At 68.3% G+C, this 17,558-nt stretch carries 17 protein-coding genes; 8 read left to right on the top strand and 9 right to left on the bottom strand.

Translation table 11 applies throughout. The features are described 5' to 3' along the window. Positions 1-6: 6 nt before the first annotated feature. Positions 7-1,464, bottom strand: coding sequence for a recombinase family protein (locus MST3598_RS03885; protein WP_081860148.1), 1,458 nt, complete (start codon positions 1,462-1,464; stop codon positions 7-9). An 81-nt stretch (positions 1,465-1,545) separates the two neighbouring features. Here MST3598_RS03885 and MST3598_RS03880 point away from each other — a divergent pair, with 81 nt between their 5' ends. From MST3598_RS03880 to MST3598_RS03865, 4 genes are all read left to right on the top strand, one after another. Continuing rightward, the gene (locus tag MST3598_RS03880; RefSeq protein WP_029259739.1) at positions 1,546-1,950 is read left to right on the top strand and encodes a VOC family protein; all 405 of its coding nucleotides are present in this window, start codon (positions 1,546-1,548) and stop codon (positions 1,948-1,950) included. A 275-nt stretch (positions 1,951-2,225) separates the two neighbouring features. After that, positions 2,226-3,395: an RtcB family protein gene (locus tag MST3598_RS03875; RefSeq protein WP_096359460.1), complete on the top strand. Its 1,170-nt coding sequence runs from the start codon at positions 2,226-2,228 to the stop codon at positions 3,393-3,395. Between the two features lie 217 nt (positions 3,396-3,612). After that, entirely contained in the window at positions 3,613-3,873 is a 261-nt protein-coding gene (locus MST3598_RS03870; RefSeq protein ID WP_231494466.1) for a hypothetical protein, read from the top strand. Between the two features lie 59 nt (positions 3,874-3,932). Further along, entirely contained in the window at positions 3,933-4,697 is a 765-nt protein-coding gene (locus MST3598_RS03865) for an acyl-CoA thioester hydrolase/BAAT C-terminal domain-containing protein (RefSeq protein ID WP_231924909.1), read from the top strand. 3 nt (positions 4,698-4,700) lie between these two features. On the opposite strand, the gene MST3598_RS03860 is transcribed toward MST3598_RS03865, so the two are convergent. Next, positions 4,701-6,161 carry an MFS transporter gene (locus tag MST3598_RS03860; protein WP_029259735.1) on the bottom strand — a complete coding sequence of 487 codons (1,461 nt, stop codon included), beginning with the start codon at positions 6,159-6,161 and terminating at the stop codon, positions 4,701-4,703. A 55-nt stretch (positions 6,162-6,216) separates the two neighbouring features. Next, entirely contained in the window at positions 6,217-7,566 is a 1,350-nt protein-coding gene (locus MST3598_RS03855; RefSeq protein WP_029259734.1) for a M20/M25/M40 family metallo-hydrolase, read from the bottom strand. Positions 7,567-7,672: 106 nt separating this feature from the next. Between MST3598_RS03855 and MST3598_RS03850 the strand changes: the two genes are divergently transcribed. The 4 genes from MST3598_RS03850 to MST3598_RS03835 all read left to right on the top strand — a co-directional run bounded on the left by MST3598_RS03850 (position 7,673) and on the right by MST3598_RS03835 (position 9,740). After that, positions 7,673-8,413 carry an SDR family oxidoreductase gene (locus tag MST3598_RS03850; protein WP_029259733.1) on the top strand — a complete coding sequence of 247 codons (741 nt, stop codon included), beginning with the start codon at positions 7,673-7,675 and terminating at the stop codon, positions 8,411-8,413. 124 nt (positions 8,414-8,537) lie between these two features. Continuing rightward, the gene (locus tag MST3598_RS03845) at positions 8,538-8,825 is read left to right on the top strand and encodes a hypothetical protein (protein ID WP_029259732.1); all 288 of its coding nucleotides are present in this window, start codon (positions 8,538-8,540) and stop codon (positions 8,823-8,825) included. Positions 8,826-8,954: 129 nt separating this feature from the next. Next, positions 8,955-9,221, top strand: coding sequence for a glutaredoxin family protein (locus tag MST3598_RS03840; protein ID WP_029259731.1), 267 nt, complete (start codon positions 8,955-8,957; stop codon positions 9,219-9,221). A 105-nt stretch (positions 9,222-9,326) separates the two neighbouring features. Continuing rightward, positions 9,327-9,740 (top strand): VOC family protein, encoded by a 414-nt coding sequence (locus tag MST3598_RS03835; protein ID WP_021198098.1) that lies wholly within the window; start codon positions 9,327-9,329, stop codon positions 9,738-9,740. A 12-nt stretch (positions 9,741-9,752) separates the two neighbouring features. On the opposite strand, the gene MST3598_RS03830 is transcribed toward MST3598_RS03835, so the two are convergent. The 6 genes from MST3598_RS03830 to MST3598_RS03805 are packed head-to-tail and all read right to left on the bottom strand — an operon-like array spanning position 9,753 to position 17,451. After that, the gene (locus MST3598_RS03830) at positions 9,753-11,267 is read right to left on the bottom strand and encodes a PucR family transcriptional regulator (RefSeq protein WP_029259730.1); all 1,515 of its coding nucleotides are present in this window, start codon (positions 11,265-11,267) and stop codon (positions 9,753-9,755) included. Continuing rightward, on the bottom strand, positions 11,264-12,292 hold the full coding sequence (locus MST3598_RS03825; protein ID WP_029259729.1) for an S-methyl thiohydantoin desulfurase domain-containing protein: 1,029 nt from the start codon (positions 12,290-12,292) through the stop codon (positions 11,264-11,266). Before MST3598_RS03825 ends, MST3598_RS03830 begins: the two co-directional genes overlap by 4 nt. Positions 12,293-12,302: 10 nt before the next feature. Continuing rightward, entirely contained in the window at positions 12,303-13,421 is a 1,119-nt protein-coding gene (locus MST3598_RS03820) for a DUF917 domain-containing protein (protein ID WP_029259728.1), read from the bottom strand. Further along, complete coding sequence (locus tag MST3598_RS03815) at positions 13,418-14,524, bottom strand: DUF917 domain-containing protein (protein ID WP_036271675.1); 1,107 nt, start codon at positions 14,522-14,524, stop codon at positions 13,418-13,420. Before MST3598_RS03815 ends, MST3598_RS03820 begins: the two co-directional genes overlap by 4 nt. 1 nt (position 14,525) lies before the next feature. Next, positions 14,526-16,073: a hydantoinase/oxoprolinase N-terminal domain-containing protein gene (locus tag MST3598_RS03810; RefSeq protein ID WP_029259726.1), complete on the bottom strand. Its 1,548-nt coding sequence runs from the start codon at positions 16,071-16,073 to the stop codon at positions 14,526-14,528. 40 nt (positions 16,074-16,113) lie between these two features. Further along, positions 16,114-17,451 (bottom strand): purine-cytosine permease family protein, encoded by a 1,338-nt coding sequence (locus MST3598_RS03805; protein WP_021198104.1) that lies wholly within the window; start codon positions 17,449-17,451, stop codon positions 16,114-16,116. Between the last annotated feature and the right edge of the window lie 107 nt (positions 17,452-17,558).

Here is a 17,558-nt window from a genome sequence, read left to right as displayed (position 1 = left end):
CGGCAGCTACCGGCGCTTGACCGTCACGCGCTCATCCGCTGCGCTCGGGTGAAGCCTCAAGTCGAAGCCTCGCAGTATCGACCGCTGACGCTCGATGTCGTACGCCTGCCAAACTTCCCACGCGGCGTTCCTGGCGACCATGTAGCCCCAGCCCTTCTCCCCCACGTTCGCGCGCACGTATTCGCGGAAGTCGTCGAAGGCCGCGCCCGATGCAGTGTCCGAGAGCAGAGCGTCCCGTTCGGCTTCCTTCGCCTCGCGCTCGGCTTCAAGCTCACCGATGCGCGCTGTCACCAGCGCGAGGTTTGCCCCCGGGATGAGTCCGAGTGCGGTCGCCTGCGCCTTCTCATCGGCAATCTCGTTCAGGCGGGCGCTCAGCACGCGGAGCTTGGATGCCTCTCCCCCGGTCGGATTCGCATCGCCGTTCGCGATTAGGTCGAGCACCTTCGACACGACAGCATCCTCTAGCGCCTCATCCCTCATCGTCGGATGCGTGCCCCGGCCCACCGGTTGATTATTGGTGCATCGATAGATCGAGTAGGCGCGTGTCTTCGGATCGGCTTTCTTGCCCTTCCGGCTAACGGTGTGTGCGAGCGTATACCCACAGACTGCGCACTTCGCGATGCCGCTCAGAAGGTGCGCCGCGCGCGGGCCGCGCTTCGGTTTGCGGTCGGGGTTGTTGAGCAGCGCCGTCATCTGCTCCCAGCGTTCGCGTGTGACGATTGCAGGCAGCTTGTCGGTCGGACGCTCCATGCCGTTGACGATGAGCACGCCCGCATTGCGCGGACGGAGCAACAGGTTCCGCACCGCGCGCGGTGTCCAGAGGTCGGCCTTCCCTGCGGTCGGAACGCCCGCCTCGCTGAGCCACTTCGCAACCGCGTAGACGGCCTGCCCTTCATCGAGCACCCTCGCGTACGCCTCACGAATCCACTTCGCTTCGCTCTCGCGAATCTCGGTTCGGGACCGCTCGAAACCGAACGGGCGCGAGCCGCCCAGGTCTTCACCTTTCGCGAGCTTCGCCGCCTGATTATGCTGCACGCGCTCGCCCGTACGCTCAGCTTCGGCAGCATCCCACGCGGCAACGGTGCGAGCCGTAGCGCGCCCGTCTGCGGTGTTGAGGTCGTACTTCGGGCTGACCTTGTAGGCGAACTCGATCCCGTGCTTCTGCGCGAGCGTGATCAGCGTTTCCCACTCAGCAGGACGGCGGGTGACGCGGCTCATCGAATAGGCGATGATCGTGCCGAACTCCCCGCGTTCTGCGGCCTCTACCATCGCCTCAAAGTCGGGACGCCGTTTCTTGGACAGGGACGACGCGCCCCGGTCATTGTCTACATAGACTCGGAGCACGCTCAATCCGAGCGCCTTCGCAAGCTCGCGGCAGGTCGCCTCTTGGTTCTCCACACCAACCTGCTTGCCCTCGCTGTCCTGCGAGATTCGGCAGTAGATGACGGCGCTCGAAGTTGTCATGTGTGTAATTTACCTCCCGGCAAAGCCGAATACCACGCCCCGCACTAGTACGACGTCGGCGGTTGCTGGAAGACTCGACCCATGGCTCTTCTGGATCATCTGGGCATCACCGTCGACGACCTCGAGCGCGGACGGGCGCAGTTCCACCCCGTGCTCACCGCTCTCGGGTATCAGAGCGGGGGCGCGAACGATCATTCGATCTCATGGAACAACGGCGACGAGACCGAGATCATCCTCTACACCTGGGATGAGGACTCCGCTCCGCACCGTCATGGCCGCATCGGCTGGCAGCACATCGCCTTCGCGGTACCGACGCGCGAGCAGGTCGACCGCCTGCACGCGGTCGCGGTCGACGCCGGCTGGACAGCCGTCCGCGAGCCCAAAGAGTACCCGCGCTACTCGGAGCGCTACTACGCCTCGTTCGTCGAGGACGCGGACGGCATCCGGGTCGAGTTCATGCACAACCCGCCCCGTGAGACGGCTTGACTCCCGGGCGTGTCGCGCCCTAGTGTGGCAAAGCTGTGCCGATCGGCGCAGCACACCAGCCGAGGAGCACGACGGATGACCGCGCAGCGGAACCTTCCCCAGGCAGCGGTGTTGCCGCTTCAGCAGAAGCGCAATGACCGCTACGAGTCGTACCCTCCGGCACGCGCCGTGTGACAGCATCCGCTCTCGCAACGCCCCGTACCGTCAGGTCCGGGGCGTTTTCCGTTGGAGACTCCTCTGACCTGTGGCTGGACATCACCACAAGGAAAGGAATCATGGAGAGGCTCTCCGCACGGCTGCTGTCGTGGGCGTCCCTGATCGACGAGAAGACACTCGCTCAGGCGCACACCACGGCCCGCATGCCGTTCATCCACCCGCACCTGGCACTGATGCCGGACGCGCACCTCGGCAAGGGGGCGACGGTCGGCTCGGTCATCCCGACGCTCGGCGCGATCATCCCCGCCGCCGTCGGCGTCGACATCGGCTGCGGGATGATCGCCGTTCGTACGCAGTTCACGGGGAGCGACGTCGACGGTCGTCGGCTCGCCGACCTTCGGGAGCAGATCGAGCGCGCCATCCCCCTGTCGGCCGGCCGGTACAACCGCAAGGTCGTGGCCACCGCGGAACCGCGCATCGCCGAGCTGGAGCAGCTCGCCGAGAAGAACGGCTTCGACCCGGCGCAGTACGCCGGGAACTGGCGTCTGCAGTTGGGCACGCTCGGTTCAGGCAACCACTTCATCGAGGTGTCGGTCGACGAGCTCGATCGGGTCTGGCTGTTCCTGCACTCGGGTTCGCGAGGCGTCGGCAACAAGATCGCCGGGCACCACATCGCCGTCGCCCAGCGGCTGGCGAGGCAGTGGTGGATCGACCTTCCCGACCCCGACCTGGCATACCTGGTCGAGGGCACACCGGAGTTCACCCGCTACATCCGGGAGCTGCGGTGGGCCCAGCACTTCGCGCTGCTGAACCGGGAGGAGATGATGGATCGCGTCATCCGGCAGGTGTCGGAGTTCCTCGGAGCCCCGGTCGACGAACAGGAGCGCATCAACTGCCACCACAACTTCACCGAGTCGGAGAAGCACTACGGGAAGCAGGTGTGGGTGTCACGGAAGGGCGCCATCCAGGCGGACGCCGGTCGACCGGGCCTCATCCCCGGGTCGATGGGGACCGCCTCGTACGTGGTGGAAGGGCTCGGCGACCCGCAGTCGCTGAACTCCTCCCCGCACGGTGCCGGACGGGAGTACTCCCGCTCGGCGGCGCGGCGGACCTTCACGCACGACCAGCTGCGAGAGGCGATGACGGGCATCGAGTTCCGTGACACCGATGCCTTCATCGACGAGATCCCGCAGGCGTACAAGCCGATCGCCCAGGTGATGGCGGATGCCGCCGGACTCGTGTCGATCCGGCACACGCTGCGGCAGATCGTCAACGTGAAGGGCGACTGAGCAGGACCGGGCGGTGGGATCCCACCGCCCGGTCTCCTCTCCACCTCTTCCCCGCGAGTTCCCCGCGAGATCCGCGCGAGATCCGCGGGCGGATCGTCTTCTCCTGCTCCGACACGTCAGAGGCCGGGTTATCCCCCTCTCGTGCGCGACCGATATCTTCGGCTCCCGTGCTCTGGCAGGCTTGCCGAATCGATGCGACGATGAGGAAGTGGGATTCATGAATGACGCGCAGATCTGGACGATGATCGGATCGTTCACCGTGCTGATGTTCAGCACGCTCACGGTCGTCTCGACCCTGTTCGTCCGGATCGTCCGCAGTGAGATCGGCGGTCTGCGCACCGAGATGAACGGGCAGATCGGCGGTCTGCGCACCGAGATGAACGCACGATTCGATGCCGTGAACAACCGCATCGATGGGCTCGACCGCGACGTGCAGGCGATCGTGAAGCGCACGTTCGGTCTCGACCGCGACGGATGACGACGCTTCGAGACCACGCTTCGGTCGCCCCACCCGACCGGTATGACGCCTATCCGGAAGTGCCCAACGGCACCGCGATCCTGCTCCTCGCGGGGTCGAGTGGGCGCGTGGAGGCAGAACGGGCCGACCTGTTCGCACGGCACGGGGCCCGGGTCCGCGCCATCCGCTGGTTCGGTGGTGCGGGTCAGCGCCCCTCACCCCACGAAGTGCCGATCGAGCTGTTCACGGATCAGCTGGACCTCCTGCGGCACGATGCCGGCCGCGTCGCGATCTTCGGAACGTCGTTCGGTGCGGAGGCTGCCCTGGTCACCGCGTCCCTTCACCCGGTCGACGCGACGGTCGCGGTCGCACCGTCATCCGTCGTCTGGGCGGGGTTCGCCGACGGGGACTGGTCGTCGCACTGGACCTGGCAGGGGGCTCCGCTCCCGGCTGTCCCGTTCGACTCGTCGTGGTCGCCGTCGACCGAACCGCCCGAGTACCGGTCCCTGTACCAGTCGAGCCTCGATCGCGCTCCTGACGCCACTGCAGCCGCAACGATCCGCTCAGAGAGCATCCGCGGCGTCGTCGTGCTCATCGCGGGAGGCGACGACCGTGTCTGGCCGAGCGACCGGTTCGCCGCCGAGGTCGTCGAGCGCCGCAGAGCGAACGGACGGGAGACGACGCTGATCACGCACTCCCCCGCCGGGCACCGGATGATCCTGCCCGGCGAGTCGATCGCCACCGGTGGAGTGACGATGGCACGAGGAGGCTCACCATCGGCTGACGCAGAACTCGGTGCCCTCGCGTGGCCGCAGATCGTGCACGCACTCGGGCTGCGCGCCTGAGCGTCAGAGGGCCGAGGCCGCCTCGGTCTCGACAGATCGGTCGGTGAACGCGGTCTTCGGGACGAACACGAGGATCACCGCGGCCACGAGGGCGGTCACCCCGCAGACGATCCACACCGTGAAGTAGCCCGCGAGCGAGCCGGCCGTTCCCTCACTCGCGCCTGCCGTGCTCGCGACCCCATGCAGGAGCGCGATGCCGAACACGCACGAGGCGATCGCGCCGCCGACGGTCTTCACCGAGTTGGTGAGCCCCGTCGCGACACCGGTCTGCGTGGCCGGAGCGGCCGATGCGGCAGCGGCGGGGAGCGCGGCGACCAGCGCTCCCGAGCCGAGTCCGACAACGACCATGTTCGTGATGACCTGCGCGTACGTGTCGTGGAACGGAAGGAAGAGGAGGAACCCGATGCCGACCAGCACGGACGCACCCATCAGCGTCAGGCGCGGCGTGGCCCGCCGGGCGACGGTCGGGAACAGGAGAGCCCCCGCGATCATGGCGATCAGATACACGCCGATGATCAGCGAGGTCGCGAAGCCGCTCGTGCCGAGACCGTAGCCGTAGACCGTCGGATCGGTACGCGCGAACGTCGACAGCGGAGCCTGCGCGCCGAGCACGCTGACGCCGAAGAGCCCGGCGGTCAGGAAGACGGGGCCGAGCGCCGGCGAACGGAACATCCGCACATCGATCAGCGGATCGTCGGCGCGGAGCTCCCAGAGGACGAACGGGATCACCAGCAGGACGCCGAGCACCACCACCGCCCAGGACCAGGGGTTGGTCAGGCCGCCCTCCAGCCGAAGCAGACTGAGACCCCCGGTGAAGCAGACGAGGGCGAGGGAGATGAGCACGAGGCCGACCGTGTCGAAGAGACCGCCCGTCGGCTCCGGCGACTCCTTGACCCCGAACAGGATCACGAAGAAGCAGACCACGATCAGCACGGCAGGCACCAGCAGCACCACGGTGAGCGGCAGGACATCGATGAGCGCGCCACCCACGAGCGCGCCGATGATCGCACCTCCTTCGAGCGCCGCGACGAGGAGGCCCGCTGCCTTCGTCGTGATCGAGGAACGCCCCTCCATGCGCCGCGAGCGCGACCAGATCAGAGCGATCTCCAGCGGAAGCCAGACCACGTAGAACCCCATCAGCGCCCACGCCGCGAGGAACACCGGGAAAGAGTCGGTGAAAGGCAGCACCAGAGCGGCGGCGGCGGTGACAGCGGTCGAGATCAGCAGCATCCGCTTGTGGCCGACCATGTCACCGAGCTTTGCGAACGCCGGGACCACGAGTGCCGACAGCATCAGCTGCGCCCCCTCGAGCCAGTTCACATCGGCGTCGTGGATCCCCAGATGGCGCGCGATGTCGGTGAGCATCGGGGTGTAGTACCCCTGCAGCACACCGCTCGTGAACTCCACGAAGGCGAGGAAGCCCACGACGATGGCGAGGGTGCCCAGGGTGCGGGTGCGCGTCATCGCGTCTCCTGCTTCTGCTTCGGGTTCCCCGGCACACTCCGGGGGAAGGGTGAGATCACCCTAGCCGTTCGAGCAGCGCCCGGTGGAATCGCTCCCCCCGCTCCAGGGCGGCGATCTCGACGCACTCGTCGACGCCGTGGATCGAGGCACGCTGGGCGTTCGACATGTCCAGCGGTGCGAAGCGGTAGACCGCCGGCGAGAACCGGTGGAAGTGTCGCGAATCGGTGGCGGCCATCATCACATACGGCACCGCGGGCACCCCGGGGAAAGCGACGTCGAGGGCTTCGGCGAGGAGCGCGAACTGGGCGTTGTCCGTCGGTGACTCCGGCGACGGCTCGCTCGCTTCGACGACCTCGACCGTGACGAGCGGGTCACGGATGCGCCGACGTACCCGGAACACCGTCTGCTGCGTCGTCTCGCCGAGCGCGATGCGCAGGTTGACGGTGGCGGATGCCTGAGACGGCAGCACGTTCGCCGCAGTACCGCCCGACTGCATCGTCGGCGCGACCGTGGTGCGCACGAGAGCTGCGGGTTCACCGCCGAGGGCGGCGAAGACCTGCGCGGTGAGCAGCGGGGCAGAACTCAGCAACCGCAGCAGGTGCCGAGCCGGGCCCGGAGTCTGCCCGGCCAGCTGCGACAGCATCCGCAGGATCGCCTTCGACGCCCGCGGGCGGAAGGTGGTGGGTCCGAGTCGGTCCACGGCCGTGGCGATGCGCCGGACGGCGGTCGACGACGGCGGAGCGGAGGCGTGGCCGCCGTCGCCGCGGGCCGTCAGCCGGAGCGTCATCACGCCCTTCTCCCCGACACCGATCATCGCGGCACGGCCGGGGACGAAGGGCAGGGGCGCGTCGACCACGGCACCACCCTCGTCGACCACGAGCCACGGGACCACCCCGCGTTCGCGCAGCACTCGCGCGATCTCCTCGGCGGCGCGTCCGTACGTCTCCTCGTTGCCCCCGAAGGAGAGGTACACATCACGGGGCGGCACGAACCCGTCGGCGAGCAGATTCTCGACCGCCTCGAGGACCACGATCAGCGGGCCCTTGTCATCCAGCGCTCCACGGCCGTACACCGATCCGTCGGCGATCACGCCGGCGAACGGCGGATGGGTCCAGTCGTCGCTCTCGTCGACCGGGACGACGTCGTAGTGGGCCATCAGCACGACGGGCTCGTCGGAGGTCGCACCGTTCCCCTCCCAGTGGAACAGGAGGCCGAAGCCGGTGTGCCGTTCCAGACCCAGCTCCTCGTGCGTCAACGGGTAGAGCTCCGCGATCAGCGCGACGAACTCCTCGAAGGGCGCAGGTCCGCGTTCCTCGAGCTCGGCCGAGACCGTCGGTATCCGGATCATCTGCGAAAGTCGCTCGGCGATGCCCGGGCGCACGGTCGGTGTGGTCACAGTCGCCATCGTACCCAGCAGCGGGGCCGCGTTCCGGCGCGATCCGACATCACGCGTTTCGGTCGCCTGCATCGTCGATTCCGGAGAAGATGTACCGAGACGAAGGAGAACACGGATGAGGATCGCCGTCGCAGGAGGAACCGGGACCGTCGGACGGCACACCGTCGAGGCGGTGCGCACAGCGGGACACGACGCGGTCGTCCTCAGCCGGTCGCAGGGAGTCGACCTGGTGACCGGGCAGGGGCTGGACGACGCCCTGGCAGGCGCTGACGCGGTGGTCGACGTCGCGAGCATCGAGACGCTCAAGGCGAGCGCGGCCATCGAGTTCTTCACCGCCGCGACCGGAAACCTGGTCTCAGCGGCGTCGAATGCGGGAGTCGGACAGGTCGTGCTGCTGTCGATCGTTGGGATCGACCGCATTCCCTACGACTATTACGCCGGCAAGATCGCCCAGGAGAAGATCGTCGAGGCGTCGCGCGTACCGTGGACGATCCTGCGGGCCACGCAGTTCCATGAGTTCGCGGAGCAGATGTTCGCCCGGGCGAAGCTGGGACCCGTGCACATCGCCCCGAACGCCCGCACACAGCCCGTGGCTGCGAGCGAAGTGGGCGCGCGTCTCGCAGCACTCGCCACTGCCGATCCGCAGGGACGCGTGCGTGACCTCGCCGGCCCTCGGGAAGAGCAGTTGTCTGACATGGTGCGTGCGTTCGCGCGGCGGACGGGATTCCGCGGATGGATACCGAGACTCAACGTGCCGGGGCCGCAGATGGCCGGCATGAGAGCGGGGCATGCTCTCCCCGGTCCTGACGCAGATCTCGGACGCCAGAGCTTCGCCGAATGGCTCGCCGCCCGCTAGCGGTGCCCCTGCTCCAGTCCCTCTCCACATACTGCTCCGGAACAGGCTTCTCCCCACTCGCCGCATCCAGGTTCGTGGTCTTGGCAGGATGAGATCATCCGACCAGAATGAGAGCGTGATCACGATGACCGAGCCGCAGATCTGGACCATGATCGGTGCCGTCATCGCGCTGATGTTCGGAATGGTCACGGTGGTCTCGACGCTGTTCATCCGAGTGTTGCGAGCCGAGATCGGCGGCGTGAGGTCAGAGATCGGTGGGCTCCGCACCGAGATGGTCGCGCGGTTCGAGGCCGTCGATGCGCGATTCGTCTCGGTGAACACTCGCATCGACGCCGTGGAGAGCCGTATCGAAGGCCTCGACCGCGACGTGCGCGCGCTCGTGAAGCACACCTTCGGCCTCGACCGCGGATGACCTCTCGAGGCTGATCCGACCGAGCGTGCGGCGTTCCGTCGCCTGAACACCTCCGCCGTCTCACGGGAACACCACGAAACAGGTGACGGTTGCATCCAGGGTGGCGCGCGGCGCCCCCTGGAGGTGCACATGGAACTGACCCTGGTGTCATCGTCGTTCTGCGGCGCCTGCGCCCGGACCCGGGCCGTTCTCGCCGAGGCCGCACGATTCCTCCCCGACGCGACCGTGACCGAGATCGACGTCGCACAGGATCCGGATGCTGCCGAGAAGCTGGATATCGGGTTCACACCGACCGTGATCATCCACGATTCCACCGGCACCGAAGTCTTCCGGGCCACCGGTGTGCCGACGGTCCCGCAGGTGCTCACCGCCGCGGTCAAGGCGCTCCCGGCCTAGGGCCGCCGTCGCTCCGGATCCCTCTTGCGGACCCTCTCGATCCGAGCGCAGACTGAGTTCCAGCGGTGCCGGTCATGACACCGTTCACACACTCCTGGAGTCTTCATGCCCGCTCTCAACCCGTATCTCTCGTTCCGCACCGAGGCCCGCACGGCGATGGAGTTCTATCAGAGCGTCCTCGGCGGTGACCTGGTGATCAACACCTTCGGAGAGTTCCCCGACATGGTGCAGGATCCGAGCCAGAAGGACCTCGTCATGCACGCCCAACTCGATGCTCCGGGCGGTCTGGTGCTCATGGCCTCCGACTCCCCCGACGGCATGCCCTACGAGAAGCCGCAGGGGTTCTCGGTGTCACTGAGCGGCAACTCCCAGGACACCACCCGCGCCGTGTGGGAGAAGCTCTCCGACGGCGCGACGATCACGATGCCGCTGGACGTGCCCCCGTGGGGCGGCCTCTTCGGCATGCTCGTCGATCGCTTCGGCATCCCGTGGATGCTGCACGGCGACCCGGAGGAGTGAGACCACTCCGCGTCAGCGCGGCTGCACCGCCCGACAGGCGAGATGCAGCGCCAAGCGCGCTTCCGGGTCGGTCAGGTCGATGCCGAGGAGTTCTTGCACACGCCGGATCCGCACGGTCACGGTGTTACGGTGCAGACCGAGCGCCGTCGCGGTCGCAGCGATGCCCGATTCGTGGTCGAGGTACGACGAAAGGGTGGTGAGCAGCTCTCCCCCTCCCTCCCGCAACGGTGCGAGCAGGGATTCCGCAGCGGGGACGAACGTGTCGTTCCCGGTCCAGGCGAGCAGGAGCTGCTCGAGTCCGAGGCTGTCGACGCGCACGAACCACCCCGTCGCCGATCGCGACGCCGCGATGCGCGCCGCATCCCCCGCCTCGTCGAGAGTCGCGGCGAGTCCTTCCGGTCCTCCCTGGAGCGAGCCGATGCCGGTGGCGACGGCGAAATCGCGCAGGGCACTCAGATGGAGCTCCCGCAGGGACGCGACCGCCCGCTCCACCCGGTCAGGATCCGGCGACTCCGGGAAGGTCAGCCACCCGCTCAGTCCTCGACCGGCCGTCGTCGCGTGCGCATCGCCGTCGATGGCGCTGAGCCCGGCACTGACCGTCCGCAGCAGCGAGAAGGAATCGAGTCGTCCCCTCGCCACCATCCGGAAGCCGAGGTGATGTCCACCGGTGCGCCAGCCGCGCTCGGCCATGCGCCGCTCGACATCGGCGTCGGCCGTCCCATGCAGATCGACGAAGTCGCGCAGCAGCCCGGAGGACACGGCGACGTCGTTCACCGCCGCCACCTCGTCGATCAAGATGCGTGCGGCGACCGCCGGCATCGCCACCTCGGCGGCGACGGAGAGCGACTGCACCTGTGCCTCCCCGAGTCCTCGACCGAAGAGCACGAGCCGCAACCCGCTGCGCCCCGGGCTGTCCACACGCACCGACGCGGCCGCCGCATCGCCGACACCGGCCCGATCGAGCCAGGATTCGAAACCGATCGCGGCGTGCAGTCGCTCGTCGAGATGCGCACCTGCCTCCTGCAGCACTCCCGACGAGTCGATCAGCGCGGCACCGACACCGAGGTTCGCGGCGATGTGCCCCAGCAGATCGGCCAGGTCATCGGCGGCATACTCGAACGACTGCGCGACCTTGCGCACCTGGCTGAGCGTCAGCGCATCCCGCGCCTCGATCAGCATCCAGCACGCTTTCGCGAGTTGGATGGGACGTTCGACATCGAGCAGGCACAGACCGATCCGATCCGCGAGGCGGAAAGCACCGGCATCGAACGAGGCCGCTCCCGAGAGCGCCAGTCCCGTGTATCCGCGATCACGCAGCCGCCGCAGCAGCGCGTCCTGCTGCCAGGTCGACGTCGGGGCGGTCGCCGTCAGGACTGCGAGCCGATCGGGCCCGCTCGCGCTCAGCTCGGACTCCCCCGCCCCTACCGTCACCGCTTCCCACGCGGCGTCCTCGGGGCCCGCGACTCTCCGAAGCCCGCCGTTCTCGCCGTGGGCGAGCAGCGCGCTCAACTGCAGTCTCTCGTTCACGCCGCGTCCAGATCGTCGAGTCCGTATGCCGAGGGCAGCACTTTCGCCCGCCGATCCGGTCGGGCATTCCACCATTCCGGCGCGGGGATGGCGAGCACCGCGACGTTCCGCGCGAGTCGGAGCTCGGTGACCTCCAGGATCTCCCGCGAGATCGCATCGATGACCACGATGATCGTCGGCGCGGATGCGACCAGACGGCCGTCGGTCAGCACGGCGAGGGTCTCGGAGCGACTGACCACCCGGTGCACGGCCCCGGCGAGCCCGCTGATCTCCACCGCGTTCACGTGGGGATCGTGCGCAGACGAGGAGACCGAGACGATGCGCCCCTCGGCGAGAAGCTCCGCCCCGAGCGCATCGGCGAGGATCGGGAGTGGAGCGGTCGCGGCGCCGAGATAAGCCCGACCGAGGTCGAGCGCATGGGCGAGGTGGCCGCCGATCGCGTGCTCCCGCAGATCGCCGACCGTGAACCCGCCCAGCACGGCGCAGCCGACCCCGCCGGCCTGGATGATCGCCGATCGGACGACACGCTCGGCATCGATCGCCCGGTGCGCCTCGACGAGCGCGACGCCATCGAAGCCCGTATCGCAGGCGAACACGAGGCCGGGGACGCGATCCACGAACAGCGACATCTGGTCGAGTCCCGGAACGGCCCGGCCGGTGCAGTCCGCATCGACCACGACATGCGACCCGGCCAGCAGCAACGGCGCCAGCCCGTTCATGCCTCCGCCTTCGAGGGAACAGACCGCCGGGACCGGATGACCGATCCACCGCTCGACGGCGTCGAGCAGCCGGGTGAACGGCGCCGCACCCGGAAGACGCTCCTCCAGCAGCATGGTCGAGCCGACGAAGGCAACCCCGAGACAGGGCGTGGAGGGGTCGAGCGCCGAGATCGGCGAGACCTCGATCGGCCAGCCCTCGGCACCGGCGAGCATCAGCTCGAGCATGGTCGTCGAGCCGCCGCCGCCGGAGCCGAGCAGCGCATAGCCGCGGGCGAGCGCCGTGAGGTCGTCGCGCTGCAGCATCATGCGCTCCAGCCTAGGGAGAAACGTCCTCACCCGCGGCCAGCGTCTCGAGCGGAACGAACTCCGCCGTGAGGCCGAACGCGGACGGGCCGAAGGCGGCGAGCGCGTCGGGTGTGCGCATCATCTCCGGTGTGGAGATGCCGAGCACCCGCACGCGCTGCCCGTAGCGGAGGCCCTCCGTCGTGATGGGCTCCGCCGTCTCGTGATCGACCACGCAGATGAGGTCGGGCACGATCGCCACCAGCGTCCCGCTCCGGTGGGCGATGAGGTTCTCGTTCTGGAAGGAGATCTCGAAGGTGTCGCCTTCGTCGGCACCGAGGGGCGCGATGACGGCTCTCCCCTTGGCGAACCCCTCGGTCGTGCGCCGCTCGACGTCGACGACCTTGCCGACGCAGAGTTCGCGCAGGTGCGGGTAGAGCGTGCTCGCCAGGGTCTCGGCGATCGCGTCGAACGGCGAGCGATGCTCCTCACGGGCGATCCGGATGGCGCGGCCCAGCGCGAGGGCCATCGAGATCGTCCGGGGAACGGCCGTCCGGCGCACGTCGGCTCCGGTCATCGCGTACTCGGCGATGTGTCCCACGCCGCCGAGTCGGATGGTGATGCCGCGGGCAAGCCACTCCATCTGGCGGTCGTCGTCTCCCGTGTCGATCACGACCTTCTCACCCCGCTCTCCCGCGAGTGCGAGGGGCGACCCGTGCACGCCGTACACGGCGAAGGTCTCCATCGACAGCTCAGGGAAGGCACGGCCCATGCCGTCGGCGTCGACCACGGGCAGCCCGGTCTCCGCCGCGACGATGAGGGGGATCATCGAGTTGATGCCCCCGCACTCGATCGGCATCGTCGCGTCCGCCTTCCGCCCGAGGTGCTCTTCGAGTGTGCGCAGGGCGAGGGTGGGCTCGGTCCCGGCGGGGATCTTCTCGATCATCACGGTCGGCGCGCCCATCTGGGCCGTCGGGATCACGAAGAGGTCGTCGGCGAGCTCGTCCGGGTCGAGGATCGTGATGCTCCCCTCCCCCAGCACGCGCTCGACCAGCATCTTGCCGATGTACGGGTCGCCCCCGCCGCCGGTGCCCAGCAGCGTCGCACCGCGGGCAAGATCGGGAAGGTCTGCGGCGGTGAGCTGCCAGCTCATGCCGCGGCTCCCCTCGAGACGAATCCTGCCGAGATGCTGCCGTCGAAGCGGTGCGCCGGCATGTCGTACCCGAAGTAGCCGGGGCCGACCATCGCGAGCGCCACCTCCGAGTGCCAGCGCTCATCGGCGGGGGCCGCGATCACCCGCACGCGCTGTCCGTAACGCAGAGCCTCGGTCGTGATCGGCTCGCCGGATTCCCCGTCGAGCACCATGATCAGATCGGGAGTGGTCGCGAGCACGGTCCCGTCGGCCTCGGCCACGAGATGCTCGTTCTGGAACTGCAGCGTCAGCGTCGCGTCGCCGTCGCCGTCGCCGTCGATGCGTGCACGTCCGCGCGCGAAGCCGGTCGTGGTGGCGCGGTGCACATCGACGACTTTGCCGTCGAACAGCTCGCGCCCGCCGAGAAGCTCGACGACCGCCGCGACGGGATCGGTCTTCTCGTCGCGTGCGGCGGCGATACGCTGCCCGATCTCGATGCAGCGGGACAGCGACCCCGAGACGAGCGACTCCCGCGCAGCAGATCCCGACATCGAGAACCCGGAGATCATGACCGAGCACCCCATCTCGACACAGGCCACGCGGGCGATGCGCTCGGTCCACGAGTTGTCGACCGTCTGCAGCACGCCGGTGTTGCCCTTCTCATCGCTGAACGCGAGCGGCGATGCCGTTACGCCGTACAGCGTCGGGAGCACCATCTGCAGTTCCGGAAATGCTCGCCCCATGCCGTCGGCGTCGAGCAGCGGAAGGCCGAGCGCGGCAGCGGCGGCGATCGGGATGGTCGAGTTGACCCCTCCGACCTCGGCGCACGCGATATGGGTGATCGGACGGCCGAGGTGCACGCTGAGCGCCCTGACCGGTTCGATGACCTCGGCGAGGCTCGGGAGCTTCTCGACCATCACGGTCGGTGCTCCCATCATCGCGACGAACAGCACGAGAGCGTCGTCGGGGACCTCGTCGAGGCCGACGACCGTGACGTCGCCGGAGGTCAGCGCCTGACGAGCGAGCAGCGCTCCGATGTAGGGGTCTCCTCCCCCGCCGGTGCCGAGGACGGCAGCACCGCGGGCGAGACCGTCGATGTGCGCGGGAGTGATCGTCCAGCTCATGTCACGCTCCCATGTCGAGGTCGCCGACGGCCTTCACGCGGATGCGCGTCGCGTTGCCGGGGAGGTACGGGATCGGCACCTCGTCGAAGTCGATGATCGACACGGTCGACGGCTTCGCGCCCGCCGCGATCGCCTTGTCGACGGCTTCGGCGCGCACCTCGGCGATGGTCTCGTCGCGACGCCCCGGTTCGATCGCGTAGACCTTGTCGATCTCGCCGCCGACCTGCGCGATCGACGCGCCGATGGCGTTGGCGACCGCATAGTTCTCCGGGCGGTGCACGGTGCCGAACAGCGGCAGCTCATCGGGGAGCAGGATGGATCCCCCGCCGACAGCGACCACCGCGATGGGCTCGGGCGAGGTGCGCATGCGGTCAACGGCTTCGGACACGCGTTCAGCGATGCGGGCGAGCACCCGCTCGACGAATGCCGGGTCGAGGTGAGCGACCTTGCTCGCATCACCCACCTGTGCGCGACCCGCGGCGACCGCGATGTCGGTGGCGGTCAAGGTGGAACCGCCGAAGACCAGAGCCTCGGTGGTCAGCTTGTATCCGACCGAAGCCGGACCGACCTCGGCGGTCTCCTCGTCGACGATGCTCCCGCCCCCGATGCCGAGGGAGAGCACGTCGGGCATCCGGAAGTTGGTGCGGATGCCCGCGACCTTCACCTCGTTCGCGGTCTCACGCGGGAAGCCGTTGATCAGCAGACCGATGTCGGCCGTGGTGCCGCCCACGTCGATCACGGCGCAGTCGTCGAGTCCGCTCGTGGCAGCAGCCCCGCGCATCGAGTTGGTCGGCCCGGAGGCGAAGGTCGCGACCGGGTAGCGCCGCACATACTCCTCGTCCATGAGCGTGCCGTCGTTCTGGCTGAGGAAGATCGGCGCCTCGATGCCCTGGGCGCGCACGGCGGAGGTGAGCCCGTCGACGATCTCCGATGCGAGCTCGCGCAGCGCCGCATTGATGATGGTCGCGTTCTCGCGCTCCAGCAGCCCGATGCGACCGATCTCGTGGGACAGCGAGATGGCGGCGTCCGCACCCAGCACCTCCGCGACGATCTCAGCCGCCCGCACCTCGAGGTCGTGGTTGACCGGACTGAACACCGACGAGATCGCGACCGAGCGGATGCCATGCGCCTTCATGTCCTCCGCGTGCGCCCGGATCTCGTCCGGGTCGAGCGGCGAGATCGGCCGGCCGTCGAACTCATAGCCGCCGTGGGCGAGATAGCTGCGGGCCTGCGTGGCTTCGACCAGAACCTCGGGCCAGTCGATCAGCGGCGGCAGCGCCCGCGTGGCGGGCAACCCGAGCCGGAGGGCGGCGACCGGTGCCAGGCGGCTGGCCTGCACGAGCGCGTTGATGAAGTGCGTCGTGCCGATCATGACGGCATCGACGTCGGCGCCCTCGAAGGCGTGCCCGGCCCGCAGGTCCTCGATCGCCTGGATGATGCCACCGGTGACATCGGGGGTGGTCGAGTGCTTCACGCCCGCGAGCGTGCGGGTGCCGTCCATGAGGACTGCGTCGGTGTTGGTACCGCCGACGTCGATGCCGATATGCATGATTCTCGCTTTCCTGTGAGGGGTGTCTGTCTCAGGCGGCTCAGGCCGCTGCTGCTGCTTCGACCGAGGTGGCCTGTCGTGTCGTCGCCACACCGACGCCACGGACCCAGCCGAGCTTGCCGGCCACGATGTAGAGCACCATCGAGAGGAACAGGCTCAGCAGCGACGGGATGCCCCAGGTCACGAAGTAGCCGACCAGCGCGGAGACCAACCACACGACGATCGTCGCGGGGACGATGCGCGGAGCGGTCGTCGGAAGGGTGCCGGCGTCTCGGGTGGCGTCGAGGTCGGGGCGCCAGCGGCGCACGATGTAGTACTCGGCCACCATGATCCCGGCGATGGGCGGGAACGCGACGCTCAGCACGATCAGGAATTCGGTGAACTGTCCGAGGATGCCGACCGCGGCGAGGATCGATCCCACGACACCCAGCACGATGGTCGTCGTGACACGGTGCAGGTTCTTGCCGAACGCGGTGGAGATGAAGTTCACCAGGCCCAACGTGGAGGAGTACAGGTTCCAGTCGTTGATCTTCAGGGTGCCGGTGAGCACGATGAACAGACCGATGAAACCGACCGACGAGGTGACGATCGCGACGATGTCGCCCGTGGCGGCCGCGTGGGCGAGCAGCACGCCGGCGAGACCGATCACGAACTCGCCGAGCGAGACGCCGAGGACGGTCTGCTTGATCACGTCGGCGCGCGAGCGGTTGAAGCGGGTCATGTCACCCGTGATGATCGCACCGACGATGAGACCACCGGCGACGATGCCGGTTCCGGCCCAGACGCTCATCGTGGGTCCGGGCGCCGGTCCCGTGAGCAGCTCGCCGATGTCGTGACGGCTCAGCTCGGTGATGACCGACCAGCCGACCAGGATGAGGAACAGCGGAACGGTGATGTTCGCGAGCCACTGCATCCCGACGAAGCCGAAGGCCACGATCGCGGTGACGGCGAGGCCGAAGATGAGGCTCCAGGCCCAGACCGGCAGGGCACCGGGCATGAGGGCGTCGAGTGACTGCGCGGAGATGGCCGACTGGATGCCGAACCAGCCGATGAGGCTGATGCCGATCGCGAGGCCGACCAGCGAGGCGCCGATCTCGCCGAAGCCGGTCCAGCGTGCGAGCAGGGCGGTGTTGAGGCCCTCGCGCTGGCCGATGAAGCCGACCACGCACATGATCACCTCGAGGATGAGCGAGCCGAAGAGGAAGGCGAGGACGGCCTCGCCGAAAGTCATGCTGTAACCGAGGGTCGCGCCGAGGAGGAACTGCGAGAGGGCCGAGACCTGCCCGAATCGCTGCACGGCGATTCCGAACCAGGGTCTGCGGGCCTCGGGAGTCACTCGGGAGAGCGCGAAGTCGTCTGCGTGCGCCGTGCGTGCCATGAGGATCCTTCGGGAGGAGGGAACGGGTTGTGCGCCACAGTAGCGACGCTTCCCACACGGCCGACATGTGCATATCGCACGAGAATCACCCATGGATGTGCAGATCG

It is taken from the genome of Microbacterium sp. TPU 3598, assembly GCF_002356155.1.
In the GTDB taxonomy this organism is placed as follows: Bacteria; Actinomycetota; Actinomycetes; order Actinomycetales; family Microbacteriaceae; genus Microbacterium; species Microbacterium maritypicum_A.
The sequence above is the reverse complement of the archived record's forward strand: the minus strand, read 5'-3'. Positions and strand labels throughout refer to the sequence as shown.